Source organism: Stenotrophomonas sp. S41, assembly GCF_016624625.1.
Classification (GTDB): Bacteria; Pseudomonadota; Gammaproteobacteria; order Xanthomonadales; family Xanthomonadaceae; genus Stenotrophomonas.
Genome location: NZ_JACVTV010000058.1, coordinates 1 through 25574 on the forward strand (window position 1 = coordinate 1; position 25574 = coordinate 25574).

At 66.9% G+C, this 25574-nt stretch carries 20 protein-coding genes; 10 read left to right on the forward strand and 10 right to left on the reverse strand.

Features of this window, described 5'->3' with window-relative positions; translation table 11 throughout:
- Positions 1-164: 164 nt before the first annotated feature.
- Together IAE56_RS13010 and IAE56_RS13015 are read left to right on the forward strand one after the other, a co-directional pair.
- Positions 165-803, forward strand: a complete 639-nt coding sequence (locus IAE56_RS13010) for a hemolysin III family protein (RefSeq protein ID WP_108769660.1) — start codon at positions 165-167, stop codon at positions 801-803.
- A gap of 82 nt (positions 804-885) precedes the next feature.
- Positions 886-2874, forward strand: coding sequence for an AsmA family protein (locus tag IAE56_RS13015; protein WP_200752807.1), 1989 nt, complete (start codon positions 886-888; stop codon positions 2872-2874).
- Between the two features lie 488 nt (positions 2875-3362).
- Here the strand turns inward: IAE56_RS13015 and IAE56_RS13020 are convergent, their stop codons facing one another.
- The 3 genes from IAE56_RS13020 to mtgA form a co-directional block, all read right to left on the reverse strand.
- A complete protein-coding gene (locus tag IAE56_RS13020) occupies positions 3363-3794 on the reverse strand; it encodes a CBS domain-containing protein (RefSeq protein WP_116865463.1) in 432 nt (143 codons plus the stop codon).
- On the reverse strand, positions 3754-4773 hold the full coding sequence (locus IAE56_RS13025; RefSeq protein ID WP_200752808.1) for a glycosyltransferase family 2 protein: 1020 nt from the start codon (positions 4771-4773) through the stop codon (positions 3754-3756). Before IAE56_RS13025 ends, IAE56_RS13020 begins: the two co-directional genes overlap by 41 nt.
- A 497-nt stretch (positions 4774-5270) precedes the next feature.
- Positions 5271-6026, reverse strand: a complete 756-nt coding sequence (gene mtgA / locus IAE56_RS13030) for a monofunctional biosynthetic peptidoglycan transglycosylase (protein WP_200752809.1) — start codon at positions 6024-6026, stop codon at positions 5271-5273.
- A 77-nt stretch (positions 6027-6103) separates the two neighbouring features.
- On the opposite strand from mtgA, the gene IAE56_RS13035 reads away from it, so the two are divergent.
- The 4 genes from IAE56_RS13035 (at position 6104) to IAE56_RS13050 (ending at position 12645) form a co-directional block, all read left to right on the forward strand.
- Positions 6104-6997, forward strand: coding sequence for an Hsp33 family molecular chaperone HslO (locus IAE56_RS13035; RefSeq protein ID WP_200752810.1), 894 nt, complete (start codon positions 6104-6106; stop codon positions 6995-6997).
- A 119-nt stretch (positions 6998-7116) separates the two neighbouring features.
- Positions 7117-7974, forward strand: a complete 858-nt coding sequence (locus IAE56_RS13040) for a hypothetical protein (RefSeq protein ID WP_150455380.1) — start codon at positions 7117-7119, stop codon at positions 7972-7974.
- Positions 7975-8371: 397 nt separating this feature from the next.
- Entirely contained in the window at positions 8372-11263 is a 2892-nt protein-coding gene (locus IAE56_RS13045; RefSeq protein WP_108769667.1) for a TonB-dependent receptor, read from the forward strand.
- Positions 11264-11349: 86 nt separating this feature from the next.
- On the forward strand, positions 11350-12645 hold the full coding sequence (locus IAE56_RS13050) for an aspartyl/asparaginyl beta-hydroxylase domain-containing protein (RefSeq protein WP_108769668.1): 1296 nt from the start codon (positions 11350-11352) through the stop codon (positions 12643-12645).
- Between the two features lie 69 nt (positions 12646-12714).
- Here the strand turns inward: IAE56_RS13050 and IAE56_RS13055 are convergent, their stop codons facing one another.
- Positions 12715-13317, reverse strand: a complete 603-nt coding sequence (locus IAE56_RS13055) for a TetR/AcrR family transcriptional regulator (RefSeq protein WP_079222832.1) — start codon at positions 13315-13317, stop codon at positions 12715-12717.
- 142 nt (positions 13318-13459) lie between these two features.
- Between IAE56_RS13055 and IAE56_RS13060 the strand changes: the two genes are divergently transcribed.
- The gene (locus IAE56_RS13060) at positions 13460-14377 is read left to right on the forward strand and encodes an alpha/beta hydrolase (RefSeq protein ID WP_200752811.1); all 918 of its coding nucleotides are present in this window, start codon (positions 13460-13462) and stop codon (positions 14375-14377) included.
- Positions 14374-16851: an acyl-CoA dehydrogenase gene (locus tag IAE56_RS13065; RefSeq protein ID WP_200752812.1), complete on the forward strand. Its 2478-nt coding sequence runs from the start codon at positions 14374-14376 to the stop codon at positions 16849-16851. Before IAE56_RS13060 ends, IAE56_RS13065 begins: the two co-directional genes overlap by 4 nt.
- 131 nt (positions 16852-16982) lie before the next feature.
- Here IAE56_RS13065 and IAE56_RS13070 read toward each other — a convergent pair whose 3' ends face one another.
- Both IAE56_RS13070 and IAE56_RS13075 read right to left on the reverse strand, forming a co-directional pair.
- Positions 16983-17339, reverse strand: coding sequence for a DUF1304 domain-containing protein (locus IAE56_RS13070; RefSeq protein ID WP_200752813.1), 357 nt, complete (start codon positions 17337-17339; stop codon positions 16983-16985).
- Positions 17340-17417: 78 nt separating this feature from the next.
- Positions 17418-18746, reverse strand: a complete 1329-nt coding sequence (locus IAE56_RS13075; RefSeq protein WP_200752814.1) for an MFS transporter — start codon at positions 18744-18746, stop codon at positions 17418-17420.
- A 284-nt stretch (positions 18747-19030) separates the two neighbouring features.
- On the opposite strand from IAE56_RS13075, the gene IAE56_RS13080 reads away from it, so the two are divergent.
- On the forward strand, positions 19031-20431 hold the full coding sequence (locus tag IAE56_RS13080) for a serine hydrolase domain-containing protein (protein ID WP_108769672.1): 1401 nt from the start codon (positions 19031-19033) through the stop codon (positions 20429-20431).
- 116 nt (positions 20432-20547) lie between these two features.
- On the opposite strand, the gene IAE56_RS13085 is transcribed toward IAE56_RS13080, so the two are convergent.
- Positions 20548-21306, reverse strand: a complete 759-nt coding sequence (locus tag IAE56_RS13085; RefSeq protein ID WP_200752815.1) for an SDR family oxidoreductase — start codon at positions 21304-21306, stop codon at positions 20548-20550.
- A 114-nt stretch (positions 21307-21420) separates the two neighbouring features.
- On the opposite strand from IAE56_RS13085, the gene IAE56_RS13090 reads away from it, so the two are divergent.
- Positions 21421-22314 (forward strand): LysR family transcriptional regulator, encoded by an 894-nt coding sequence (locus IAE56_RS13090; protein WP_200752816.1) that lies wholly within the window; start codon positions 21421-21423, stop codon positions 22312-22314.
- Positions 22315-22397: 83 nt separating this feature from the next.
- Here IAE56_RS13090 and IAE56_RS13095 read toward each other — a convergent pair whose 3' ends face one another.
- The 3 genes from IAE56_RS13095 to gcvT form a co-directional block, all read right to left on the reverse strand.
- Positions 22398-22967: a histone gene (locus tag IAE56_RS13095; protein WP_200752817.1), complete on the reverse strand. Its 570-nt coding sequence runs from the start codon at positions 22965-22967 to the stop codon at positions 22398-22400.
- A gap of 612 nt (positions 22968-23579) precedes the next feature.
- Positions 23580-23975: a glycine cleavage system protein GcvH gene (gcvH, locus tag IAE56_RS13100; protein WP_108769674.1), complete on the reverse strand. Its 396-nt coding sequence runs from the start codon at positions 23973-23975 to the stop codon at positions 23580-23582.
- 94 nt (positions 23976-24069) lie between these two features.
- Positions 24070-25182: a glycine cleavage system aminomethyltransferase GcvT gene (gene gcvT, locus IAE56_RS13105; protein ID WP_108769675.1), complete on the reverse strand. Its 1113-nt coding sequence runs from the start codon at positions 25180-25182 to the stop codon at positions 24070-24072.
- Positions 25183-25574: the final 392 nt, after the last annotated feature.

A 25574-nucleotide genomic window follows, 5' to 3' on the forward strand; every position in this document is an offset into this window, starting at 1 on the left:
CCCCGGGGGGGGCCCCCCCCTTCCCCCCCTCAAAGGGGCTCTCACCCCGTCGCGTGGAGGCGGCCGGATTCATCCCCCATACGGTGACGGGGGTGCAAGCGCCCGCCATCGCGGCGATGATAGGGGGGCTGCGGGTCCCCCTCCCCGCGAATACCGCCATTGCCATGTCCTCCACGACTGCTGCCTCCATCCGTGAAGAAATCGCCAGCGCCCTGACCCACGGGCTCGGCGCGGTGTTCGCGCTGGCCGCCAGCGCCGTCCTGATCACCCTGGCCGCCATCTACGGCGACGGCTGGCAGCTTGCCAGCGCCATCGTGTTCGGTATCGCCCTGCTGCTGCTGTACACCGCCTCCACCCTGTACCACGCCATCCAGCATCCGCTGGCCAAGGGCCGGCTGAAGGTCTTCGACCACTGCGCGATCTACGTGCTGATTGCCGGTACCTACACCCCGTTCACCCTGATCGGCCTGCGCGGGCCCTGGGGCTGGGGCCTGTTCACCGCCATCTGGGCGCTGGCCCTGGGCGGCGTGGTGTTCAAGCTGTTCTATACCGGCCGCTTCAAGGCGCTCTCCACCGGCATCTACATCGCGATGGGCTGGCTGGTGATCGTGGCGATCAAGCCGATGTGGGCCTCCATCGACGGCGGGACCCTGGCCTGGCTGTTCGCCGGCGGCCTGTCCTACACGCTGGGCACCTACTTCTACCATCGCGAATCGATCCCCTATTCGCACGCGATCTGGCACCTGTTCGTGATCGGCGGCAGCGTCTGCCACTTCGTCGCGGTGACCATGCAGGTCCTGTAACCGTGCCTCCGGGCGCCCATGTGCACACCATGCACATGAGCGCTTCGCGCCCCGTCCACCCGGATGGGGCAACCATGGCAGCGTGAATGCTGCCCCTGCCCCTGCTGCACCGCGCGCTTCGCGCTGGCGCCTCCGCCGCCCCGGCCCACGTGGCCAGCGCTGGCTGGCCGTGCTGGTGTTCCTGCTGGCCGCACTGCTCATCCTCATCGCGCTGTGGGACTGGAACTGGTTCAAGGGGCCGGTGGAACGCGCGGTGCAGGCCCGCACCGGCCGCGTCCTGCACATCGGCCACCTGGATGTCGACCTCGGCCGCACCAGCACCATCCGCGCCGATGCGATCACCTTCGCCAATGCCTCGTGGTCGAAGCAGGCCACCATGGCCAATGCCGACCGCGTGGAGATCGACGTCCGCGTCTGGCCCCTGCTCCGTGGCAGCATCCAGTTGCCGGAAGTACGCCTGACCCGCCCCGACGTGCTGCTGGAAGCCGCCCCGCGCAAGGGCGAGGCCGGTAACTGGGATTTCCTGCCGGCCAGCGATGGCAAAAGCTCGCTGCAGCTGAAGGGCCTGCGCATCGATGACGGGCGCCTGCAGTACCTGGACGCCTTGGGCCGCACCGACATCCGCGTCGGCGTGCGCAGTGGCGAACCGGCCACCGATGCGCACAAACGGGCCGACACCGCCCCACCGCTGCTGGTGAAAGGCCAGGGCCGTTGGCAGGGCAATCCGTTCACCCTCAGTGGCGGCACCGAATCGCCGCTGCAACTGACCGACAGCGAGCACCCGTTCCGCATCCACCTCGATGGGCGTGCCGGCGGCACCCACGCAGTGGCCACCGGCACGCTGACCAACCCGTTCGCGCTGCAGGTGTTCGACCTGCAGTTCGCACTCAGTGGCCAGGACCTGGCCGACCTCTACCCGCTGCTGGGCATCGCCATCCCGCCCTCGCCGCCCTATGCGCTCGATGGCCGGCTCAAGCGCGACCACAACGTGTGGCGCTACGAAGGGTTCACCGGCAAGGTCGGCGACAGCGACCTGGGCGGCAACCTGCAGTTCGAGGTGGGCCGCGACCGCCCGCGCCTGACCGCCACGCTGGAATCGCGTCGGCTCGATTTCGACGACCTCGCCGGCTTCGTCGGTGCCCCGCCGAAGACCGGCGGCGGCGAAACCGCCAATGCCGAACAGAAGGCGCAGGCCGCACAGGTCGCCGCCAGTCCGCGCGTGCTGCCGGACACGCCGTACAACCTGGGCAAGCTGCGCGCGATGGATGCCGACGTCCGCTGGAAGGCCCACCGCATCAACGCGCCCTCGCTGCCGCTGGACGACATGGACGCGCACCTGCTGCTGGACGATGGCGTGCTGCGGCTGGATCCGCTGAACTTCGGCGTGGCCGGCGGTGACATCCGCAGCACCATCCGCATGGATGCACGCCAGCCGCAGATCGCCACCGCGCTGAAGGCCAGCGTGCGCGGCGTGCAGCTGGGCCAGCTGTTCCCGGATGCGAAGCTGGCCGAGCAGGCCAAGGGTGGCATCAGCGGCCAGATCGACCTGACCGGCCGCGGCAACTCCATTGCCGCCATGCTCGGCGGCAGCAGCGGCGATGTCGGCGTGGCGATGGGCCGTGGCCATGTCGGCAACCTGGTGATGGAGCTGGTCGGCCTGGACATCACCGAGTCGCTGAAATTCCTGTTCACCGGTGACCGGCAGATTCCGCTGCGCTGCGCCTTCGCCGATTTCGGCGTGCGCGATGGCCTGATGACCAGCCGTGCGTTGGCGGTGGACACCACCGACACGATCATCATCGGCGAAGGCACGGTGAGCCTGCGCGATGAGCGGATGGACCTGCTGCTGAAGCCGCGTCCGAAGGACAAGAGCATCCTGGTGCTGCGCTCACCACTGCGCATCGGCGGCACGTTCAAGGATCCGTCGTTCCGCCCGGACTTCAAGGCACTCGGCCTGCGCGGCGCGGTGGCCCTGGCACTGGGGAGCATCGCCCCGCCGGCAGCGCTGCTGGCGACGATTGAACTGGGACCGGGCAAGGATGCCAACTGCGGTGGGCAGTACGCGAAGTAGGTTTAAAGCGTTGTTCGCGGCGCCTCTGTTGATCCTGGTTTGAGTGGGACGGGTGGGCCAGTCAGGACACGCCGTAAACCCGTCCATGGGGGCTCGATGGCGCCATCCATGGCGCCAACGGTCCTGCCTGGCCCCCCCGTCCCACTCCCGACAGTTTCCTGCGCGCGCGGAACGAGAGCGGAAATTCAAAAGAAAAAAGCGAAAAGCAGAATCAAAAGCTGTGCCAACCAAGGTTGGCAGCTACCAAAAGCGGGGGGATGCGCGTGTATGCACCGCGCTCGCGGCGATGTGTCCAGAGGCGGAGGGCATGGCCGTGCAGGACCGTAGGCGCCAAGGACGGCGCCTACGAGCTACATGGACGTATTTACCGCGTGTCCTGCACGGCCATGCCCTCCGCCTCCCCACGCATCAGGAAGGCGCTGCAGTTGCTCTCGATCTGGCCGTTGCCTTTAGCGGGCCGGCGGGCTGCAAGCCCGCCAGCGAAAAACTCACCCGGCCACGATGTACTGCTGCAGCTGATCCAACTCCCGCCGCTGCGCGTCGATCACCGCCTTCACCAGATCGCCGATGGAGATCACCCCCAACACCGACCCGCTTTCCACCACCGGCAGGTGGCGGATGCGGTAGTCGGTCACCAGCTGCAGGCAATGTTCCACCTGCTCACCCGGCGACACCGTCACCACCTTCGCCGTCATGATCTCGGACACCGCCGTATCGCGCGAGGAACGATCGTGCAGCACGATCTTGCGCGCGTAATCGCGCTCGGACAGGATGCCGACCAGTCGCGGCCCGTCCATCACCAGCACCGCGCCGATACCCTTCTGGGCCATCAGCCGGATCGCATCGATCACCGCCGCGCCGGGCGCGACCGCGTGAACTTCAGGGGACTTGCCGTCCAACAGTTGCCGTACCGACGTCATCTGCCTGCCCTCCCAGGGTGGGTTGCAGGCCCGAGTCTGCCACGGAAGGTGCTAGCCACGCGTCAACCAGGTACAGCGGCCGCTGCTTGGACTCCTCGTACAGGCGGCCCAGGTACTCGCCGATCAGCCCCAGCGCGATCAGCTGCACGCCGCCCAGGAACAGGATCACCGCCATCATCGTCGGCCAGCCCGCCACCCGGTCGCCGTACAGCGCCGCCTTGATGATCACCCAGACACCGAACACGAACGCCGCCGCGGCGGTCACCAGGCCCAGGTAGGTGGCCGCCCGCAGCGGCACGGTCGAGAACCCGGTGATGCCTTCCAGTGCGAAGTTCCACAGGTTCCAGAAGCTGAACTTGCTGTTGCCGGCCAGCCGCGCATGGCGGTGGTAGGGCACGGCCACACGGCGGAAGCCGACCCAGCTGAAAAGGCCTTTCATGAAGCGGTGGCGCTCGCGCATCTCGCGCAGCGCACTCAGCGCCCGCGGCGACAGCAGGCGGAAATCGCCGGTGTCGGCGGGAATCGGCGTGCGCGACAGGCGGCCGATCACGCGGTAGAACATGGCCGCCGTGGCGCGCTTGCTCCAGCTTTCGCCGTCGCGCACCTTGCGCGTGCCGTAGACGTTGTCATAGCCCTCTTTCCAGTGCGCGACGAAGGTCGGCACCAGTTCCGGCGGATCCTGACCATCGGCATCGAGGATCATCGCAGCGCCTTCGCGCACCTGGTCCAGGCCGGCGGTCAACGCGGCCTCCTTGCCGAAGTTGCGTGACAGCCGCAGGGCCGAGACACGCGGGTCGGGATGGGCGAGGTGTTCGATCACCGCCCAGGTGGCGTCGGTGCTGCCGTCATCGACATACAGGATGTGGCCGTCGACATCGTCCAGCGCGTCGAGCACCGCGCACAGGCGCGGGTGCAGCTGGGGCAGTGCCAGTTCCTCGTTATGGGCGGCGATGACGAAGGTCAGGCGTTGGCGGCTCATGCCTGGATTGTACGTCGCTGGCGGGCTTGCAGCCCGCCGGCCCGCTTTTAAAAGCCAGAGCCAGAGCTCAAGAGCAGCGCCTTCCTGATGCGAGCACGAGGCGGAGGGCATGGCCGTGCAGGACACGCCGTAAACCCATCCATGGGGGCTCGGTCGGCGCATCCATGCGCCTCACGGTCCTGCACGGCCATGCCCTCCGCCTCTGGACACATTCCCGCGAGCGCGGTGCGTTTGACTGCCGATCATCCGCTTCTGGTAGATGCCAACCTTGGTTGGCACAGCTTTTGATTCTGCTTTTTGCTTCTTTCTTTTGAATTCCCGCTCTCGTTCCGCGCGCGCGGGAAACTGTCCGGAGCCGGAGCAAGGCGGCAGGCAGGACCGTGAGGCGCATGGATGCGCCGACCGAGCCCCCATGGATAGGTTTACGGCGTGTCCTGCCTGTCGCCTTGCTCCGGCTCCACGCACGGAAAAACGAGGCGCCGCGAAACGATCAACCGTTACTCCTCCAGATACCCCGCCCCGCCCAGCTGCCGGGCCTGCCGCTGTATCCACGTCGCCCGCCGCTGCACGTACGGCCCCGGCTTGGCCGCGTTGTACCGCCGCGGCGCCGGCAGCACCGCCGCCAAGCGGGCACTTTCGCCCGGTGCCAGCCGCGCCGCGTCCTTGCCCCAGAATTTCTGCGCCGCCGCCTGCGCGCCATACACGCCGTCGCCGAACTCGGCGATGTTGGCGTACATCTCCAGGATGCGTTCCTTCGGCCAGAACGCCTCGATCAGCACCGTGTACCAGACCTCCAGACCCTTGCGGATCCAGCTACGGCCCTGCCAGAGGAACAGGTTCTTGGCCACCTGCTGGCTGATCGTGCTGGCCCCGCGCAGGCGCCCGCCCTTGGCGTTGTGGTCACGCGCCTTTTCGATGGCCTGCAGGTCGAACCCGTTGTGCTCCGGGAAGCGCTGGTCCTCGGCCGCCACCAGCGAAATCGGCAGGCTCGGCGCCATCTGGTCCAGGTCGCGCCACTGGTAATGCAGGCGGTAGGACCAGTCGCCCTCGCCCAGTGCCTCGCCGTAGCGCCACAGCATCACCGTGGACAGCGGCGGGTCGATGAAGCGCAGCACCAGTACCTGCAGGCAGCTGAAGCCCGCGAACAGTACCGGCAGCCACAGCAGCCGCTTCCAGCGCCAGCGTCGGCCGGCCGGCGTGGTCGCCACGGCCTGCACGGCCTCCACCTTGTCCTGCTCTCCCCCTGCCCCCATTACTGGTGCATCCTTCTCATGCCTGGTTGTCGGCGCATTATCCGGCAACCGCCCCTGTTTACGCGCGATGTGAGCCGATGACCGCCCAAACCGATTCCCTGATCCGCTTCCTGCTGCCCGACGCCGGCGTCCGTGGCGTGCACGTGCAACTGCAGGCCACCTGGCAGGAAATCCTGTCCCACGCCGTGTATCCGGACAACGCCGCCGAACTGCTCGGCGAGGCCTGCGTGGCCTCGGCCCTGTTCACCGGCCACACCAAGGTGGACGGCCGCCTGTCCATCCAGCTGCGCAGCAACACCGGCCTGCGCACCCTGTTCGCCGAATGCACCGCCGCCGGCACCCTGCGCGGCATCGCCCAGCTGGCCGACGGCGCCGACGCGCCGCGCGACCTGTCCAGCCTGGGCAGCGACGCGCTGCTGGCGATCACCATCGAGAACCCCGGCCTGGACCCGCGCGAACCGCAGCGCTACCAGAGCCTGGTCGGCCTGACCGCGCCGGCGCTGGATGAGGCCTTCGAGGACTACTTCCGCCAGTCCGAACAGCTGCCGACCCGCCTGCTGCTGGCCGCTGACCGCAACGGCGCCGTGGGCCTGCTGCTGCAGAAGCTGCCCGGCGACGAGGGCGACGACGACGGCTGGGCCCGCGCCAGCGCCCTGTTCGACACGCTGGGCAAGGCCGAACTGCTGGCCACCCCGGCCGAGCAGATGCTGCACCGCCTGTTCCATGAGGAAAAGCCGGAACTGATGGGCAGCAGGCCGCTGGCCTTCGGCTGCTCCTGCTCGCACGAGCGGGTGGCCTCGATGCTGGTCTCCCTGGGCGAGGAAGAAGCCCGCGCGGCCGCCGAAGACACCGGCGCGGTGGAAGTCCGCTGCGAATTCTGCGGACGGGAGTATCACTTTCCGTTGACGGAGTTCGGCATACTGTTCCACGGTGCCGAGGGGACTGTACCGGCACCTGAACGACTTCAATGAATGAGCAGGTCTTGTGTTCTGGGGAGGATCAAGGCTTGTTAAGATTTCATAAACACCCTAGGATCGAGTTCCCGCCCCAGCGGGAACTTCCGTTGTCCGTCACTGTCTGAACTGGTCCGATGCGTACTTTCCTGCGTCTACCGCTGGCCCTGCTGATCGCCCTTGGCGCGATCACGGGCGCGCATGCGCAGAGCAAGGACACCCGCACCGTGCTGCCGGTCTGGAACAAGGGCAGCGGCAAGGTCGAAGCCCTGCTGTACCTGGAACCGACCGGCGAACAGGCCGCGGGGGCCCGCTGGCACTTCGGCCGCAACTCGCTGGACGCGGCCTTCGGCCTGTCCTCCGGCGATTCGCTGGGCCTGCTGTGCAGCAACAGCAGCGGCAGCAGCATCAGCGGGTTGGCCAGCCACTGCATGCTGGCCAGCCTCGGCGATGACGATGACGCCATCGGTGCCAACAACCGCCGCCTGACCGGTACCGCCGCACTCAACCGCGGCAACAACCGCCTGGGCATCACCGCCGGTACCAGCCGCGAGACCCTGCCGGCCTGGCTCGCCTCGCCGAACAAGACCCCGGCCCTGCGCGGCGAACAGAACGACCTGACCGTGTTCGCCCAGCGCAACATCGGCCGCGAAGGCTTCGTGTCCATCGCCGGCACCTACGCCAAGGCGCGCCTGGTGCCGATCTCCGATGCCTCGCCGGCCCTGGTCGACCGCTGGGACAGCAAGAGCCTGAGCCTGGGTGCCGGCTACGGCAATTTCACCGGCAGCATCATCGGCCGCGTGGTCGACGTTCCCGGCAAGCCGGGCAAGTGGGAAGGCCTGGGCATCGGCCTCACCTGGCGTACCCCGTGGTCGGGCCAGCTCACCGTCGGCGCCGAAAACGTGGTGAGCCGCGGCAAGAATCCGTTCTCCCCACGCAACGAAAGCAACGACGACGGCACCGTGCCATACGTCCGCTACGAGCAGGATCTGTAAGACCGGCTGCACAGCGCACAGGCGCCTGTTGCATCCCACCGCCAGCTGACCCGAAAGCGCCCCAGAGGGCGCTTTTTTCATGCGTCAAGCGCCGCCGCCCCGGTCACGTTGAAACCGATTGCCTATCACGCGAAGCCACCAGACAAGGCAAACAAAGTTCGGAAAATCGCGTGATTATTTTCCTGCAGGTTTCGACACACTTTGAAAAACAAGCCCGCAAGCAATTGTTTCACATGGATTTTATGGGCAAAACACAGCAAGCACATGGATTGTTAACACAGCTTTAATTCTTTGCTTACGGCAGTTACTATCGGGTCAGCCTTCGTTTTTGGAGCGGCATTTTCCGCACCGCGCGCAGGCACACACCCAGCCAAGATCCCTTGGAGAGAGAGAGCCAATGAACCTGAAGTCCAACAAGCTGCGCGACGGCATCATCGTCGCGCTGGTGGCCGGCGCCGCCATGGCAACCAGCGCCCAGGCGCAGGACGCCACCAACCTCGACCGTATCGAAGTCACCGGTTCGCGTATCCGCTCGGTGGATACCGAAACCCAGCAGCCGGTGCTGGTCATCACCCGCGCGACCATCGAACACTCCGGTGTCACCTCGGTCGGCCAGCTGCTGCAGAACATCAGCGCCAACAACGGCTTCTCGATGAATGCCCAGGTCAACAACGGTGGCGACGGTTCCTCCGGCGTCAACCTGCGTGGCCTCGGTGCGTCGCGCACCCTGGTGCTGGTCAACGGCCGCCGCTGGGTCACCGCCCTGGACTCCACCGTCGACCTGAACACCATTCCGGTGGCCGCGGTCGAGCGCGTGGAAGTGCTGAAGGATGGCGCCTCCTCGATCTACGGCTCCGACGCCATCGGTGGCGTGGTCAACCTGATCACCCGCAAGGACTACGACGGCGCCGAAGCACGCGTCTATGTCGGCCAGATGGGCGAAGGTGACGGCCAGCGCACCTCGTACGACTTCACCATCGGTGCCAACACCGATCGCTCGAACATCCTGTTCAGCGCGTCCTACAGCAAGGACAAGCCGGTCATGGCGCGCGACCGCGCCATCTCGCGCAACCCGACCTTCGGCCTGACCCAGCGCAGCTCGGTCTCGTCCTCGGGCGTGATCTGGCAGACGCTCGATGCCGCCGGCAACCCGATCTGGCGTGACCAGTTCGCCAGCGACGACGATTTCTTCGCCGCGCTGGACGACGTCAGCCAGAGCGTCATCAACAATGGTGGCGACTCGCGCAACCTCGCCGACTACCACCCGTACACCACCGCTGGCGATGGTTACAACTACGCTTCGGACAACTACCTGCTGACCCCGTCGGAGCGCCGCTCGGTGTTCGTGCAGGGTGCCTTCGACATCACCGACTCGGTCACCGCCCGCGCCGAAACGCTGTACAACCAGCGTGAATCGGAGCAGCTGCTGGCCGGCTTCCCGGTGACCGAAGGTTTCTACCTGGCCGGCACCCGTGGCCTGGACAAGGACAGCTACTTCAACCCGTACAAGGGCACCGCCGATGCGCGTGACCTGGATTACGGCCGTCGCTTCGTCGAGCAGCCGCGCGTCTACAACCAGGACGTGAAGACCTTCCACTTCTACGGCGGCTTCGAAGGTGTGTTCAACTTCGGCGACCGTTCGTTCAACTGGGATGCCGGTTACCGCTACAGCCGTACCGACCAGAACGACCGCATGCGCGGCGATCTGAACACGCTCAACCTGAACCAGGCCACCGGTCCGTCCTTCATGGACACCGACGGCGTGATCAAGTGCGGCGCGCCGGGTGCGGTCATCGCAGGCTGCGTGCCGCTCAACCCGCTGAGCAGCCCCGGTTCGATCAACCAGGAGCAGCTGGACTATGTGATGTTCACCGCACATGACCAGTACCAGAACCTGAGCAAGAGCTTCACCGCCAACCTGGCCGGTGACCTGTTCCAGCTGCCGGGCGGCATGGCCGGCTTCGCGCTGGGCTTTGAAAACCGCAAGGAAAGCGGCTACGACGACCCGGACGCCCTGGTCGCCGCGGGCTACACCTCGGGTAACGCCCGCAAGGCCACCTCGGGTTCGTACTCGCTCGACGATGCCTTCCTGGAAGTCGCACTGCCGCTGCTGTCCGACCTGCCGGGTGCACAGCTGCTGGAACTGAGCGCCGCAACGCGCTTCTCGGATTACAGCAACTTCGGCCAGACCACCAACAGCAAGTTCGGCTTCAAGTGGAAGCCGATCAACGACCTGATGGTGCGTGGTAACTGGTCCGAGGGCTTCCGTGCGCCGTCGATCACCAACCTGTACCGCGGCGCCAGCGACAGCTACATCAACTTCGGCGATCCCTGCTCCTCCGACTGGAGCGGCTACAGCGCAGAAGTGCAGGCCCGCTGCGTGGCAGGCGGCGTTTCGCCGACCTACCTGCAGCAGACCAACGCTGGCCTGGGCTACGGCGGTCAGACCATCTTCCCGTTCACCCTGGGCGGCAACGCAAACCTGGGTCCGGAGACGGCGACCAACTACACCCTGGGCTTCGTCTACAGCCCGAGCTTCGTGCAGGGCTTCGACATCTCGCTGGACTGGTACAAGATCTCCATCGAGAACGCGATCAGCACCCCGACCTCGGACTTCATCCTGGACCAGTGCTACGTCGCAGCCAATGGCGACCGCAGCTACTGCTCGGCTGATTACTTCGTCCGTGACGCCGCCGGCCGCATCACCAACATGTTCCTGCTGCCGCGCAACCTGGCAGAACGTGAAGTGGAAGGCTACGACCTGAGCATCCGTTACCGCCTGCCGGATACCCGTTGGGGCAGCTTCTCGTTCAACTGGGACAGCGCCTACGTCTCCACCGACAAGTCGCGTGCCAACAAGGACGAGGCCTGGGAGAACGCCGTTGGCCAGTACTACCAGGACACCCCGGGCTGGCGCCTGAGCTCGAACCTGACCACCGACTGGACCTACGGCGATTTCGGCCTGACCTGGACCATGCGTTACCGTTCCTCGCTGTCGGAAAGCTGCGTGGGCGTGACCGCTGCGCACCTGGCCGCCGGCCTGTGCTCGGACCCGGACAAGCTGGGTGAGGGTGGCGTGCGCGATCCGCGTAACCACATCGAATCGGTCGTCTACCACGACGCTGAAGCCCGCTACAACCTGCCGTGGAACGCTACGGTGGCCATCGGTGCGCAGAACCTGTTCCAGAAGGATCCGCCGCTGGCCGGCCGCGCCTTCGCCAACACGTACGACTACTCGTACGACACCCCGGGTGGCTTCTACTACATGCGTTACACCCAGCGCTTCTGATAGAAGACTGGGCCTAGCATGACCCGAGCAATGGCCCCGGCAACGGGGCCATTGCCTTTTCTGATCTTCCAACCCGGAGTCCTGCCATGTCCGATGTTGCCGTGCTGACCGAACGCGCCCTGGCCCATGCCCGCAACGGCGACACCACGGCGGCCGAACAGAGCTTCCGTGAGCTGCTGCAGCACGCGCCGGAAGATGTGCAGGCGTTGAATTTCATTGCCCGCTGCCACAGCACCCGCGGCGAGCACGCGGCTGCCGAGCGGCTGCTGCAGCGCGCCCTGGCAGCAGCACCCGATGATGCCGGCACGCTTAAAAATCTGGCGGTGAGCCTGGTCGAACAAGGCCAATGGCAGGCTGCCCTGGCCCATCTGCAACCGCTGCTGGCGCAGGACCCGGGCTTCTTCGTTGCCCGCCTGTACCTGGCGCTGAGCCTGCAGCAGAGCGGTGCACACGCCGCTGCCCTTACCCACTTCTACCAGGCGGTCAGCCAGGCGCAGCGACAGGGCCACTGGACCAGCGCGCAGACCACCCCGCCCGGCCTGCGCCGCCTGGTCGAACATGCCATGCGCAGCCTGCGTGACGGCCGCCGCCATACCCTGCAGCAGGTGCTGGCACCGCTGCAGCAGCGCCATGGACGCAGCGCGCTGCAACGCATCGAACAGGCCGTTGCCGGCTACCTGGGCGAACTGCGCCTGGCCACCGCCGGTCCCGGGCAGCGGCCCACCTTCCTGTACATCCCCGGCCTGCCTTCGCCGCGCTATTTCGACCCTGCGCTGTTCCCGTGGTACGAGACGCTGCAGGACGCCACCCCGCTGCTGCGCGGGGAACTGCTTTCGGTGCTGGAAGAACGCCAGTTGCTGGCCCCCTTCCTTGGCGAACCCAGTGCCGGGCGCGGTGGCAGCTATCTCGGCGGCGATGGCGAGCAGCCGCGCTGGGATGGTTTCTTCTTCCATCGCCACGGCAAGGTCTTCAGCGAAAACGCACAGCGCTGCCCGCACACCGCGGCCGCACTGGAGCAGGTGCCGCTGGTACGCATCGAAGGCCATGCACCGGAAACCCTGTACTCGGTGCTTGGCCCCGGCTCGCACATCCTGCCGCATACCGGGGTCACCAACAGCCGCATCGTCACCCACCTGCCGCTGATCGTGCCGGAGCACTGCGCCCTGCGCGTGGCCGGTGAAGAACACGCCTGGCAGGAAGGGCGCTGCGTGAGCTTTGACGACACCTGGGAACACGAAGCTTGGAACCGCAGCCAATCAACCCGCGTCGTGCTGCTGTTCGACGTGTGGAACCCCGGCCTGGATGAGGCCGAGCGCGATGCCATCGATGCGCTGGTGCGCGGCATCGCCGAGTTGAACGGCGAAGACATCCTGGCCGGCTGAATCCAGGGTCGGCTCCACTCGTGGAGCCGACCCGATGGCCGGCTCACCGCGCGCGAAGCGCGGTTGCGGTTACCCGTTCGGGATCAGCGTCTCGATCAGGTGCTCGACGTAGGCTTCGAAATCCTCGCGTGCCTGCTTCGGCTGCTGCAGCTGCAGCGACAGCTGCAGGAAGCCGACATAGGCCGCGTAGGCCAGCCGGGCGCGATGGCGTGCATCGGTCGAACTGAGCCCGGCCTGGCGGAACGAGGCCACCAGGTAATCCAGGCGCCGCTGCGAGACACGGTCGATCACCGGCCGCACCATCGGGTGGTCCAGCGCCTTCAGCAGCTCGCTGTAGATGATGTGCGGCTGCACTTCGTGCGCAACCATCTGGAACAGCTGGCGCAGGCGCGCACGCGGATCGGGCACGTCTTCGAGGCTGCCGAAGACCTGCTCCTGTTCGAACAGTTCCCAGCGTTCAAGCGCGGCCTGCAGCAGCGCATCGCGCGAAGGGAAGTGCCAGTAGAAGCTGCCCTTGGTCACGCCCAGTCGGCGCGCCAGCGGCTCCACCGCGACGGCGCCCACACCTTGTTCAGCGATCAGATCGAGGGCCGCCTGTGCCCAGTCTTCGGCACTGAGGCGGCTGTTGCGGCCGGCACGCGGTTCGCCGGCAGAAGCGTCAGGTTGATTCATGGGGGTGATTTAACCATACGGCGGGGTTCGTTGCAGTACGCCGTTGCGGCCGAAACCGTCGCGGGGCGGGCGATCGCGCCTTCCGCAGCGCACCATACTGCATGGTATTGACTTCCGTCACCAGCCATCCATACTAGCGAGTATGGTTACGTCCCCTACTCCCGCCGCGTTCCACGACCTGCGTCTGGAGGCGGCCCATGGCGCCCATCTGGCGGCCACGGCCAGCGACCACGGTCGCCGCGGCCGCGTGCTGTTCGCCCATGGCTTCGGCCAGACCCGGCATGCGTGGAATGCCACCGCACGGGCGCTGTCCGCCGCCGGCCTGCAGACGCTGGCCTACGATGCGCGCGGCCACGGCGATTCGGACTGGAACGCCGCCGACCTGCCCTACCACGGCGAACAGTTCGCCGATGACCTGATCGTGCTGGCCGGCGAGCAGCCGCGCCCGCCGGTGCTGGTTGCCGCCTCGATGGGCGGGCTGTTCGGCCTGCTCGCCGAATCGCGCTGGCCGGGCCTGTTCTCGGCGATGGTGCTGGTCGACATCACCCCGCGCTGGGATACCGCCGGCGTCGAGCGCATCCTCGCCTTCATGACCGCCCATCCCGATGGCTTCGCCTCGCTGGCCCAGGCTGCCGATGTGATCTCCGCCTATCTGCCGCACCGTCCGCGCAAATCCGAGCAGTCGCTGCGTGCGCTGCTGCGCGAGGATGGGCACGGTCGCTGGCGCTGGCACTGGGATCCGCGCCTGGTGGCCGAACTGGCCCGCGACAGCGAACAGCACCAGGATGCGCTGGCCGAGGCCGCGCGCCAGGTGAAGTGCCCGCTGCTGCTGGTCAGTGGCGGCCGCAGCGACCTGGTCACGCCGCAGACCGTCGCCGAATTCCTGGCATTGGCGCCGCACGCGCGCCACGTACAGTTGCCGCAGGCCACGCACATGGTCGCCGGTGATGACAACGACGCCTTTACCGCTACTGTGTTGGACTATCTGGACGTGTTGCCCGCAGCGGATGCTGCAGCTTCGTCCGCCACAAACGAGCACGTCACCGGAGCACGCTCATGAGCATCGTTCTTCCCTTCCTCGCCCTGCTGCTGGCAGGCGCGTTCGTCGCCTACCACCGCATGCGCCTGCTGACCTGGACGCTGATCAGCCTGGCCCTGCTGGCCGTCTGCTGGTTCGTGCCGTACGTCAACCAGACCGCCACGATCGTTGCTGCCGCCGTGCTGGCGGTGATCGCCGTGCCGCTGCTGCTGCCGTTCATCCGCAAGCCGCTGCTGACCGGCCCGATGATGAAGGTGTTCCGCAAGGTGCTGCCGCCGCTGTCGCAGACCGAACGCATCGCGCTGGAAACCGGTTCGGTCGGTTTCGAAGGCGAGCTGTTCACCGGCGACCCGGACTGGAACATCCTGCTGAACTACCCCAAGCCGCAGCTGACCGCTGAAGAACAGGCCTTCCTCGATGGCCCGGTCGAAGAGCTGTGCACGATGGTCAACGACTGGGAAATCACCCACGTCCATGCTGACCTGCCGCCGGAACTGTGGGCCTTCATCAAGAAGAACAAGTTCTTCGGCATGATCATCCCGAAGGAATACGGCGGCCTTGGCTTCTCGGCGCTGGCCCACCACAAGGTCATCCAGAAGCTGGCCTCGGTGTCCTCGGTGGTCAGCTCCACCGTCGGCGTGCCGAACTCGCTGGGCCCGGGTGAGCTGCTGGTGCATTACGGCACCCAGGAACAGAAGGACCAGTACCTGCCGCGCCTGGCCGATGGCCGCGAAGTGCCCTGCTTCGGCCTGACCGGTCCGTTCGCCGGTTCCGACGCCACCTCGATTCCCGATTACGGCATCGTCTGCAAGGGCGAGTGGAACGGCGAGCAGGTGCTCGGCGTCAAGCTGACCTTCGACAAGCGCTACATCACCCTGGCCCCGGTCGCCTCGCTGATCGGCCTGGCCTTCCGCATGTACGACCCGGATGGCCTGATCGGTGAGACCCGCGACATCGGCATCACCCTGGGCCTGCTGCCGCGCGATACCGCCGGCGTGGAGATCGGCCGTCGCCACTTTCCGCTGAACTCGACCTTCCAGAACGGTCCGATCAAGGGCAAGGATGTGTTCATCCCGCTGACCCAGCTGATCGGTGGCGCTGCGATGGCCGGCAAGGGCTGGAACATGCTCAACGAGTGCCTGGCCGTGGGCCGCTCGATCACCCTGCCCTCCACCGCCAGTGGCGGTGCCAAGGCCGGCGCAGCAGTCACCGGTGCCTACGCACGCATCCGCAAGCAGTTCGGCCTGTCGGTCGGCCGCTTCGAGGGCGTGGAAGAAGCGCTGGCCCGCATCGGCGGCAAGGCCTACAAGATCAGCGCGCTGTCGCAGGCCACCGCCGCTGCGGTCGACCGTGGCGACGTGCCGTCGGTGCCGTCGGCCATCGCCAAGTACCACTGCACCAGCATGAGCCGTGAAGTGATCTCGGACATGATGGACGTCATCGGCGGCAAGGGCATCATCCTCGGGCCGCGCAACTTCGCCGGCCGCAGCTGGCAGGCCGCGCCGATCGCGATCACCGTGGAAGGCGCCAACATCATGACCCGCAGCCTGCTGATCTTCGGCCAGGGTGCGATCCTCTGCCACCCGTGGGTGCTGAAGGAAATGAAGGCCGCGCAGGATCCCGACACCCGTGCCGGCCTGCAGGACTTCGACCGCAGCCTGTTCGGCCACATCCGCTTCGGCATCTCCAATGCCGTGCGTTCGTTCTGGTTCGGCCTGACCGGTGCACGCTTCGGTGCCGCCCCGGGCGACGCCTACACCCGCCGCTACTTCCGCAAGCTCGACCGCTACTCGGCCAACCTGGCGCTGATGGCCGACATCTCGATGATGACCCTCGGCGGCAAGCTGAAGTTCAAGGAATCGCTGTCCGGCCGCCTGGGCGACGTGCTGAGCCATGTCTACATGACCAGCGCCATGCTCAAGCGCTACCACGACGAAGGCGCGCCGCAGGCCGACCAGCCGCTGCTGGCGTGGGCCTTCCATGACAGCGTGCACAAGATCGAAGAGTCGCTGTCGGCGGCCCTGCGCAACTTCCCGATCCGTCCGATCGGCTGGCTGATGTGGGCGCTGATCTTCCCGCTGGGCCGTCGTGCCGAAGCCCCGGGCGACCGCCTGAGCCGCCGCGTCGCCGCCCTGCTGATGGCCCCGAACGAAGCCCGCGACCGCCTGGCCAGTGGCGTGTTCCTGACCCCGTGCGAGAACAACCCGGGTGGCCGCATCAACAGCTACCTGAGCAAGGCGATCATGGCCGAGCCGGTGGAGCGCAAGTTCCTGAAGGCGCTGAAGAGCAAGGGCATCGAGGCGCTGGACTTCAAGGCGCAGCTGGACGAGGCCGTGGCAGAGGGCGTGATCACCCAGGACGAGCGCAGCCTGCTGGAAGAACTGCGCACGCTGACCCTGGATACCATCACCGTGGACGACTTCGACACCCACGAACTGCGCGCGGCCAGCTACTACGACCGCCAGCACAAGGACCCGCATTCGCAGGCAGCGTGATCGCCTGCGTCAAGCGCACACGGAAACGGCGGGCCTCGGCCCGCCGTTTTTGTGTGCACCGCAGCCGTAGAGTCGAGCTTGCTCGACTGGGGCCCGAAAAGCAGTCGAGCAAACTCGACTCTACAAAGCGATCAGGCCGGCACGAACCACCAGGCCACCGCCGCCAGCAGCGCCGGCACTGCCTGGATGAAGAAGATCCGCTTGTTGACGCTCCACGCGCCGTAGCAGCCGGCCACCATCACGCAGCCCAGCGAGAAGTTCACCAGCATCGGCAGGTGGTCGAACAGGCCCCAGAACAGGCCCGCAGCGAGGAAGCCGTTGTACAGGCCCTGGTTGGCCGCCAGCACGCGGGTGATCTCGGCCTTCTCCGGCGTGTTGCGGAACGTCTTCAGGCCCAGCGGGCGGGTCCACAGGAACATCTCCAGCACCAGGAAGTAGACGTGCAGCAGTGCGACCAGCAGGGTCAGGGCGAGTGCGATCCAGTACATGCAGGGTTCCTTGGGTAGGTTGATGGAGTGATGGGGTCAGAGCCCTCTCCGTGGGAGAGGGATCCGACCCCGCGCAGCTCAACGGTCGCGCGGCAGCTTCTTCTCTTCGCGCAGCACGCCGAACGCGGCCAGCGTCATGCACGCGGCCACCAGCATGCCGCCGGCGAACACCACATGCGAGCCGAACAGCGACAGCCCCTTGTGCACCCAGGTGAAGCTCAGGTCGGCGCCGCGGTAGACCACGGTGTCGATGGCCGCGCCGGCCTTGTAGCGCCACTGGCGGTCCACGCGGGTATAGATGGTCTCGCGGGCCGGCTTGAACAGCGAGAACTCGCTGGCCCGGGTCAGCACCTGCACCACCGCCACCATCATCGGCAGCGGCGAGGCGGCCAGCACCGAGAAGCCGAGCAGGATGGCGAAGGCCGGTATCAGCAGCGCCGGCGCGATGCCGTGGCGCGACAGCAGCCAGCGGGTCAGGCTGAGCTGCAGCAGCAGGGTCAGCGCGTTCACCGCCAGGTCGATGCGCGAGAAGAACGCCGTGCTGGCCGCCGGGTCGCTGAAGGCCGCCCGCACGATGCTGGCCTGCTGGTTGTACAGCATCGTGCCCACGCCCACGCCGAACACCACCAGGATCGCCAGCCAGCGCAGCAGCGGCTCGCGCACGATCAGCTTGAGGCCGTCGAGCACGCTGCCGCCCATCGGCTTCTCGCCGGACACCAGCTGCTGCTCGCGCTCGCGCAGCACCGCCCACTGCCGCAGCCGCCAGATGCAGAACAGGCAGACCACCAGGAAGCCGGCCGAGACCAGCATCAGGTTGGCGATGCCCACGCGCTGCACCAGCGCGCTGGTGAGGACCGGGCCGAGGAAGGCACCGACCGTGCCGGCCGCGCCGATGTAGCCGTAGTACGCGCGTGCCTGCACGTTGCTGAAGACATCGGCCATGAAGCTCCAGAACACAGCCACCGCGAACAGGTTGAAGACCATCACCCAGAGGAAGAAGGCCATGCCCCGCCCCGGCACGCCGCTGTCGAACAGCACGTAGAACACCAGCAGGGTGGCGATGAAGAAGCCATACACCACCGGCAGGAACACCCGCCGCGGGAAGCGGCTGACCAGCCAGCCATAGACCGGCTGCAGCACCAGCATGATCACGAACACGCAGGTGAACAGGAACTGCAGGACGAAGTCCTTCAGGGCGATGCCGTGGCTGGCGAACCAGCCGATCAGCAGCGGCGGGAACACCGTCTCCAGATCGGACGAGGCGGCCATCGCCTCGCGCACCGGGCGCAGCACGTAGTAGCCGCTGAGCAGGCAGAAGAAATACAGGAACGACCACCACAGCGCCGGCGATTCGCGCAACGCCGCCACAAGCCCACGCAGCGGCCCCTTGCCAGTGGCCGCGCTCACGCGGTGGCCCCGGCCGGGACGCGGCAGTTGGATGGCGGCATGGCAAGCTCCGGGGGCAGTGAAGCGCGTACGTTAGACAATGCACTGCAACATCGCCAGCAGACCGTGCGCGATGCCGCCAGGCGGGCTCATGTGGAGGGCGTCTGCGGGCCCGTCCAGACCCCCTCGCCGGGCGTCAAAAATCCAACTTTTTCAATCAGATGCGCATTCATCTTCGCTTTGTTTGTGCACAGGCGAAAAGCGGCGCTAGAATCACAGACAGCAGTCGCGCACGGGTCCAACCGATGAAAATGAACAACCTGCGTCGCCCGGTCCGGGCGGCGACCACCGGTTTGCTGGGCATGTTGATGCCCGTGGCCTTGTCCACCACCGCGCAGACACCGCCGGCCCTGCCGCCGATGCCGACCAACATCGAAACCGCCGCGGGTCCGGGCATCGCCCACACCCAGCCGGCGGCCTACCGCACCGGCCTGGTGCCGCAGGTGCAGCTGCCTGCCGCCGGCTTCAACGTCGCCCATATCGAATCGATGGCGCAGCAGCTCACCTATGGCGAGCGCGTGCCGGGCATGGCCGTGGCCATCGTGCAGGGCGGCCGCGTGCTCAGCGCGCGTGGCTACGGCGTCACCGACGTCAACAATCCGCTGCCGGTCGACGCGCACACCGTGTTCCGCCTGGCGTCGCTGTCCAAGGCCTTTGCCGGCACCATGGCCGGCCTGCTGGTCAACGACGGCACGCTGCGCTGGGACAGCAAGGTGACCGACTACGTGCCGGGCTTCCGCCTCAACTCGCCCGAAGCCACCGACCGCCTGACCGTGGCCGATGTGCTCAGCCACCGCGTCGGCCTGCCCTACAACGCCTACGATCGCGACATCGAAGGCAATGCCGAGTACTACTCGCTGACCCAGAAGCTGGCCAACACCAGCCTCAAGTGCCTGCCGGGCGACTGCTACGCCTACCAGAACGTGGCCTTCAGCCTGATCGGCGACGTGGTCTATGCCGCCTCGGGCAGCTTCTACGAACAATCGGTCGAGCGCCGCATCTTCAAGCCGCTGGGCATGAACGATGCCAGCCTCGGCCTGGCCGGCATCCAGGCCAGCTCGCGCTGGGCGCGTCCGCACGTGCGCAGCCGCAACGGCTGGGTGTCGCTGACGCCGAAGCCGACCTACTACCGTGTCGCCCCGGCCGCCGGCGTCAACGCCAGTGCCAGCGACATGGCGCAGTGGCTGCTGGCCCATACCGGGCATCGTCCCGACGTGCTGCCGGCGCCGCTGCTGGCCACCCTGCATTCGAGCCTGATCAATACCCCGGGCGAGATGCGCTCGGGCTGGCGCCGTGAGCGCCTGCACTCGGCCGGCTACGCGCTGGGCTGGCGCACCTTCGATTACGCCGGCCACGACGTGGTCTTCCATGCCGGTGCAGTGCAGGGTTACCGCGGCCTGGTCGCGCTGGTGCCCGAACGTGACCTCGGCATCGCCATCCTCTGGAACGGCGAGAGCGGCCTGCCCAGCGGCCTGCTGCCGACCGTGCTCGATTCCGCGCTGGGCCTACCGGCGCAGCGCTGGCTGGACGTGGACACCGATTTCGGCAGCGACAGCCTGATGGCCGAAGGCGCGACCCCGGCGCAGCAGGACAAGCGCAAGGGCAAGGGCGCCTCGGGCAACCGCGCGGTGGCCTCGCCGCGCTGAGCGCGGCAGTCTGCCGGTGATCGGTAGAGTCGACTGTCAGTCGACTCCGCGGGGCCGGATCGAAAAGCAGTCGACTGGCAGTCGACTCTACCCACGGCGGTGAAGCAGACGCAGGCTCAGTGCGCGAAGTAGTGCATGCCGCCATCCACCGGGATCACCGCGCCGGTGATGTAGCCGGCCAGCGCCGACGCCAGGAACGCCACCAGCGGTGCGACCTCCTCCGGTTCGCCGAAGCGCCCGATCGGAATGTTGCGCTCGATGAACGCGCGTCGGCTTTCCTCGGTGGGATGCAGCCGGCCGAGGATCTGCGCGCTGTTGATCCGGCCCGGCGCGATCGTGTTGACCGTCACGCCCTGCGCCGCCACCTCCGATGACAGGCCCTTGCTCCACAGGTGCAGCGCGGCCTTCGCCGCCGTGGCGGCATTCAACGCACGCGGCTCCATCGAACCGCTGAAGTTGATCACCCGCCCCCAGCCCTGCGCCTGCATGCCGGGCAACAGCGCCTGGGTCAGCCGTCGCGACGCGGAGAAGTTCAGCGCCATCGCTTCGTCCCATACGTCATCAGCAGCGTCGACAGAGGTCGGCCGCGAGCCACCCGCGGCATTGACCAGGATGTCCACGCGCTGCAGCGCGTCCTGCGCCCCGGCGGCGATACGCGCCAGCTGCGCGGCGTCGGTGAGGTCACCCGGCAGGATCAGCGGCGCGGCTGCACCGCTGGCTGCGATCTCCGCTGCCAGCGACTGCAGCGGCTCCAGCCGTCGCGCGTTGATCGCAATGCGTACGCCGAGCGCCGCCAGCTGCCGCGCAACCGCCGCGCCGATGCCGCTGCCCGCGCCGGTGACCAGTGCGGTACGTCCTTCAAGACTCAGATCCATGGTGTTCTCCGTCATGCGTGGCCGGTACATCCGGCCCGTGCAGCGCATGCTCTTTGATCACCCCTGATTGATAAACTCCGCGCAGGTTTCAGCATTCAGAACCCGGAGTGTCAGATGAACCTGCTGGAGAGCATGCAGGTCTACGTGCTGATCGTGGACAAGGGCAGCCTCAGCGCTGCGGCCGCGGCGATGGACATCTCGGCGACGATGGCCGGCAAGCACCTGCGTGCACTGGAAGCGCGCCTGGGCATGCAGCTGCTGAGCCGCACCACGCGCCGCCAGCACATGACGCCGTTCGGCGAGGACTACTACGCCCGCTGCCGGGACATCCTGCGGCTGGTGGAAGAGACCGATGCGCAGGCCGCCCACCAGCAGATGGCGCCGGCCGGCACGCTGCGCATCAGCGCACCGGTGATCTTCGGCACGCATGCGCTGGTGCCTGCCCTGGCCGAGTACATGCAGCGCCATCCGCAGGTGCGGGTGGAGGCGAGCCTGAGCGACCGCGTGGTCGACCTGGCCGAGGAAGGTTTCGAAGCCGCGCTGCGCATCGGCACCCTGGCCGACAGCGATGCGTTGGTGGCACGCCCACTGACGCCCTACCGGTTGATGATGTGTGCCGCGCCGTCCTACCTCGCCCGCCACGGCACGCCGCGCACGCTCGCCGAACTGGCGTCGCACCAGTGCCTCTCGTTCGAACCCCGCGCGCTGGCGCAGTGGCTGCAGGACGAGGCTGGCGATCTCGAGCGTATCGCCGCTGCGCGCCTGCAGATCAACAACGGCGAAGCGCTGCGTGCGGCGGCGCTGCATGGGCTGGGCATCGTGCTGCAGTCGACCCTGCTGCTGGCCGCGGACGTGGCCGCCGGGCGGCTGGTGCAGCTGTTCCCGCAGCACGGCCAGGCCGGTCGGCCGATGCACGTGGTGTACGCGCACGATCGCTACCGCTCCACCCGCCTGCGCAGCTTCCTGGATTTCCTGGTGGAGCGGTTCCCGCCGGTACCGCACGGGTAGCGTCGACGGTCGCCCATAAAAAAACCCCCTCCCCGCTGGGCAGCCAGGGAAGGGGGTTTCAGGGTACGGCTATCGGGAAGTACTTAGATCAGCGGCGCCGGGGTTGCCGGCAGAGCGACCGGAGCGGCCTTCTTCTTGCGGGCGGCCGGCTTGCGCTTGGCAACCTTCTTGGCAGCCTTCTTCGGGGCAGCCTTCTTGGTGGCCTTCTTCGCAGTGGCCTTCTTTGCAGTCGCCTTCTTGGCAGTCTTCTTCACTGCCTTCTTGGCGACCTTCTTCGCGGTCTTCTTTGCCGGCTTCTTGGCTACCTTCTTCGCCGCCTTCTTCACTGCCTTCTTCGCAGTGGTCTTCTTGGCGACCTTCTTCACGGCCTTCTTGGCGGTCGCCTTCTTCGCGACCTTCTTCACTGCCTTCTTGGCAGCGGCCTTCTTAGCGACCTTCTTCACCGCTTTCTTGGCGGCGGGCTTTTTCTTCGCAGCTTTCTTGGTTGCCATGGGATGGCTCCTCGTCAGTGATAGGGAGTTGAAACGCCCAGGTGGATCAAACCCGCGGTTGCTGCGTGCGGGGACCGCCGGCGCGTCAGGCGCGCCGTTACGGATGCGGCAATGCCCGCCTCGATCGGCGGAGCGGGCATCGGAACGGAAGATGCCTTGCATTTCTCCGGGGGAAGCGGGGCCATGTCCACCGTCGGCAGGAACGCGGTGGTCTTGAGGGGGCTGCTTCGCATCGGACGATTGATTCGGCGCACTCGGTTTGGCAGGCAAGGTCTGCTGAGGCGAAACCTAATCACGGTTTTTTTTACTGTCAACAACCCCCGCGAAAAAATTTCACATCCGCGTCCATCCGAACGCCGCCGACACCGCCACCACGCGGCACCTTCCCGGCCCTGCATCGCGCACCGCCAACGTCACGCGCAGCAACACGTGATCGCACCTGCTGAATAAAAAACGCTTGAAATAAGCACTCTGCGTTGATAGGCGACGACAGATGCCGCGCCATGCACCACGTCGTCCGGCACACGCCAACGCGCGCGCCCGCCGCACCACAACGGGTCTGCAACGGGGGGTAAAAGTTTTCACATCCGAACACGCAAACGCGGGACGGAAACGCGGATTTGCGCAAAACTGCGCACGCCTGATCGCGCCGTTCGATGCCGCCTGATGCCACGCCGAAGGTGTGCCGCGAACCCGATGGCATGAGTCGACGACGGAGGCTGGAACGAAAACGGCCACCCGAAGGTGGCCGTTCTGGAAGCAGGAAGCCAGGACTCAGTGGTCTTCGTTTTCCAGGGCTTCGGCGTACGCGTCCGGATCCAGCAGCTCGTTGAGCTCGTCGGCGTTGGTCAGCTCGACCACGTACATCCAGCCTTCGCCGTAGGCATCTTCGTTGATGGTTTCCGGCTTGTCCGACAGCGCCGAGTTGACCTCGACGATCGTGCCGCTGACCGGGCTGTAGACGTCCGAGGCGGCCTTGACCGACTCGACGACGGCGATCTGCTCGCCCGCCTTGGCCTCGGCGCCGACTTCGGGCAGCTCGACGTAGACCAGGTCACCCAGCAGGCCCTGGGCATGGTCGGAAATGCCGACGGTGACACGGCCATTGCCTTCGACGCGGGCCCACTCGTGGGACTTGAGGAACTTGAGGTCGCCGGGGATCTCGCTCATGGGAACTGCTCCAGGTTTTGCAGGGGGTGGAAAAAACGGGGCTAGTGTAACCAACCGACCGCCACTGCTGTCAGTGACGGCCGGCACGTTCGGATCAGGCGTCGGCGAGCACGCCGGGCTGGGCCTGGCCTTCGCGGACGAACGGGAACTTGACCACGCGCACCGGCACCTGCCGACCGCGGATATCGACGGTGACCTGGCCGAGTTCGCCCGCCGGCACGCGGGCGAATGCGATGCCCTTGGCCAGGCTCGGCGAGAAGGTGCCGGACAGGATTTCGCCCTGGCCGCCGGCGGTGGTCACCGCCTGGCCATGGCGCAGCACGCCCTTCTCGTCCATCACCAGGCCGATCATCTGCCGCGCGTTGCCGGCGGCCTTCTGCGCCTCCAGCACGTCGCGGCCGATGAAGTCGCGGCCTTCGTCCAGCGACACGGTCCAGGCCAGCGCCGCTTCGTACGGGCTGATCGCTTCGTCCATGTCCTGGCCATACAGGTTCATGCCGGCTTCCAGGCGCAGGGTGTCGCGCGCGCCGAGGCCGGCCGGCTTCACGCCTGCCGCCAGCAGGCGGTTCCAGAAGGCGACCACGGCGTCCTGCGGCAGCAGGATCTCGAAGCCGTCTTCGCCGGTGTAGCCGGTGCGGGCGACGAACAGTTCAACACCGTCGTCCGCCTTGACCTGCAGGGCAGCGAAGCGGCCGAGCTTGGCCAGCGCGTCGCGGTCGCTGCCGCCGACCAGGCCGACGACGCTGTCGCGCGCCTGCGGGCCCTGCACGGCGAGGATGGCCAGGTCCGGGCGCTGCTCGACGCTGACGCCGAACGGTGCCGCCTGTTCGCGCAGCCAGGCCAGGTCCTTCTCGCGGGTGGAGGCGTTGACGACCATGCGGAAGAAGTCATCGGCCAGGTAGTAGACGATCAGGTCGTCGATGACGCCGCCGGCCGGATTCAGCATGCACGAGTACAGCGCCTTGCCCGGCACCTTCAGCTTGTCGATGGAGTTGGCCAGCAGGCGGCGCAGGAACGGCTTGACCTGCTCGCCGCGCAGGTCGACCACGGTCATGTGGCTGACGTCGAAGACGCCGGCTTCGCGGCGCACCAGGTGGTGTTCGTCCAGCTGCGAGCCGTAGTGGATGGGCATGTCCCAACCCCCGAAATCGACCATCTTGGCGCCGAGGGCGCGGTGGGTATCGTTGAGCAGCGTCTTCTGGGTCATGACCGGTCCGGCAGCAGGATAAACAAGAGCGTCCATTATCCCAGATCGGTCGGCGGCAGGCGTGCCGCAGCGCAGCGGGGGTTGTTGGGTTGTAGCCGGCCTGCGGCCGGCGCCGCTTTTCTACCGCCAGGGCATGGAGCACAAAGCCCTAGCGTTTCGGCTCTGGGTTGTCTGGGTTTGGGCGGGGCGGTGTGGGGTTGCGGGACACGCCGTGAACCCGTCCATGGGGGCTCGTAGGCGCCATCCATGGCGCCTGCGGTCCCGCAACCCCACACCGCCCCACCCCTGCCAGGTTCCGTGGTGACGGATGGCAAGTGCCAGAGCAGAGCAAGAGCAGATGTGGAAGTCGATACATATATAGAGAGGGGGCGGAGCCCTTTCCTGCGGAAAGG

Coding starts and splice junctions, on each gene's coding strand:
- IAE56_RS13010 (WP_108769660.1), top strand. CDS start 165: ATGTCCTCCACGACTGCTGCCTCCATCCGTGAAGAAATCGCCAGCGCC.
- IAE56_RS13020 (WP_116865463.1), bottom strand. CDS start 3,794: ATGACGTCGGTACGGCAACTGTTGGACGGCAAGTCCCCTGAAGTTCAC.
- IAE56_RS13025 (WP_200752808.1), bottom strand. CDS start 4,773: ATGAGCCGCCAACGCCTGACCTTCGTCATCGCCGCCCATAACGAGGAA.
- mtgA (WP_200752809.1), bottom strand. CDS start 6,026: ATGGGGGCAGGGGGAGAGCAGGACAAGGTGGAGGCCGTGCAGGCCGTG.
- IAE56_RS13035 (WP_200752810.1), top strand. CDS start 6,104: ATGACCGCCCAAACCGATTCCCTGATCCGCTTCCTGCTGCCCGACGCC.
- IAE56_RS13040 (WP_150455380.1), top strand. CDS start 7,117: ATGCGTACTTTCCTGCGTCTACCGCTGGCCCTGCTGATCGCCCTTGGC.
- IAE56_RS13045 (WP_108769667.1), top strand. CDS start 8,372: ATGAACCTGAAGTCCAACAAGCTGCGCGACGGCATCATCGTCGCGCTG.
- IAE56_RS13050 (WP_108769668.1), top strand. CDS start 11,350: ATGTCCGATGTTGCCGTGCTGACCGAACGCGCCCTGGCCCATGCCCGC.
- IAE56_RS13055 (WP_079222832.1), bottom strand. CDS start 13,317: ATGAATCAACCTGACGCTTCTGCCGGCGAACCGCGTGCCGGCCGCAAC.
- IAE56_RS13060 (WP_200752811.1), top strand. CDS start 13,460: ATGGTTACGTCCCCTACTCCCGCCGCGTTCCACGACCTGCGTCTGGAG.
- IAE56_RS13065 (WP_200752812.1), top strand. CDS start 14,374: ATGAGCATCGTTCTTCCCTTCCTCGCCCTGCTGCTGGCAGGCGCGTTC.
- IAE56_RS13070 (WP_200752813.1), bottom strand. CDS start 17,339: ATGTACTGGATCGCACTCGCCCTGACCCTGCTGGTCGCACTGCTGCAC.
- IAE56_RS13080 (WP_108769672.1), top strand. CDS start 19,031: ATGAAAATGAACAACCTGCGTCGCCCGGTCCGGGCGGCGACCACCGGT.
- IAE56_RS13085 (WP_200752815.1), bottom strand. CDS start 21,306: ATGGATCTGAGTCTTGAAGGACGTACCGCACTGGTCACCGGCGCGGGC.
- IAE56_RS13090 (WP_200752816.1), top strand. CDS start 21,421: ATGAACCTGCTGGAGAGCATGCAGGTCTACGTGCTGATCGTGGACAAG.
- IAE56_RS13095 (WP_200752817.1), bottom strand. CDS start 22,967: ATGCAAGGCATCTTCCGTTCCGATGCCCGCTCCGCCGATCGAGGCGGG.
- gcvH (WP_108769674.1), bottom strand. CDS start 23,975: ATGAGCGAGATCCCCGGCGACCTCAAGTTCCTCAAGTCCCACGAGTGG.
- gcvT (WP_108769675.1), bottom strand. CDS start 25,182: ATGACCCAGAAGACGCTGCTCAACGATACCCACCGCGCCCTCGGCGCC.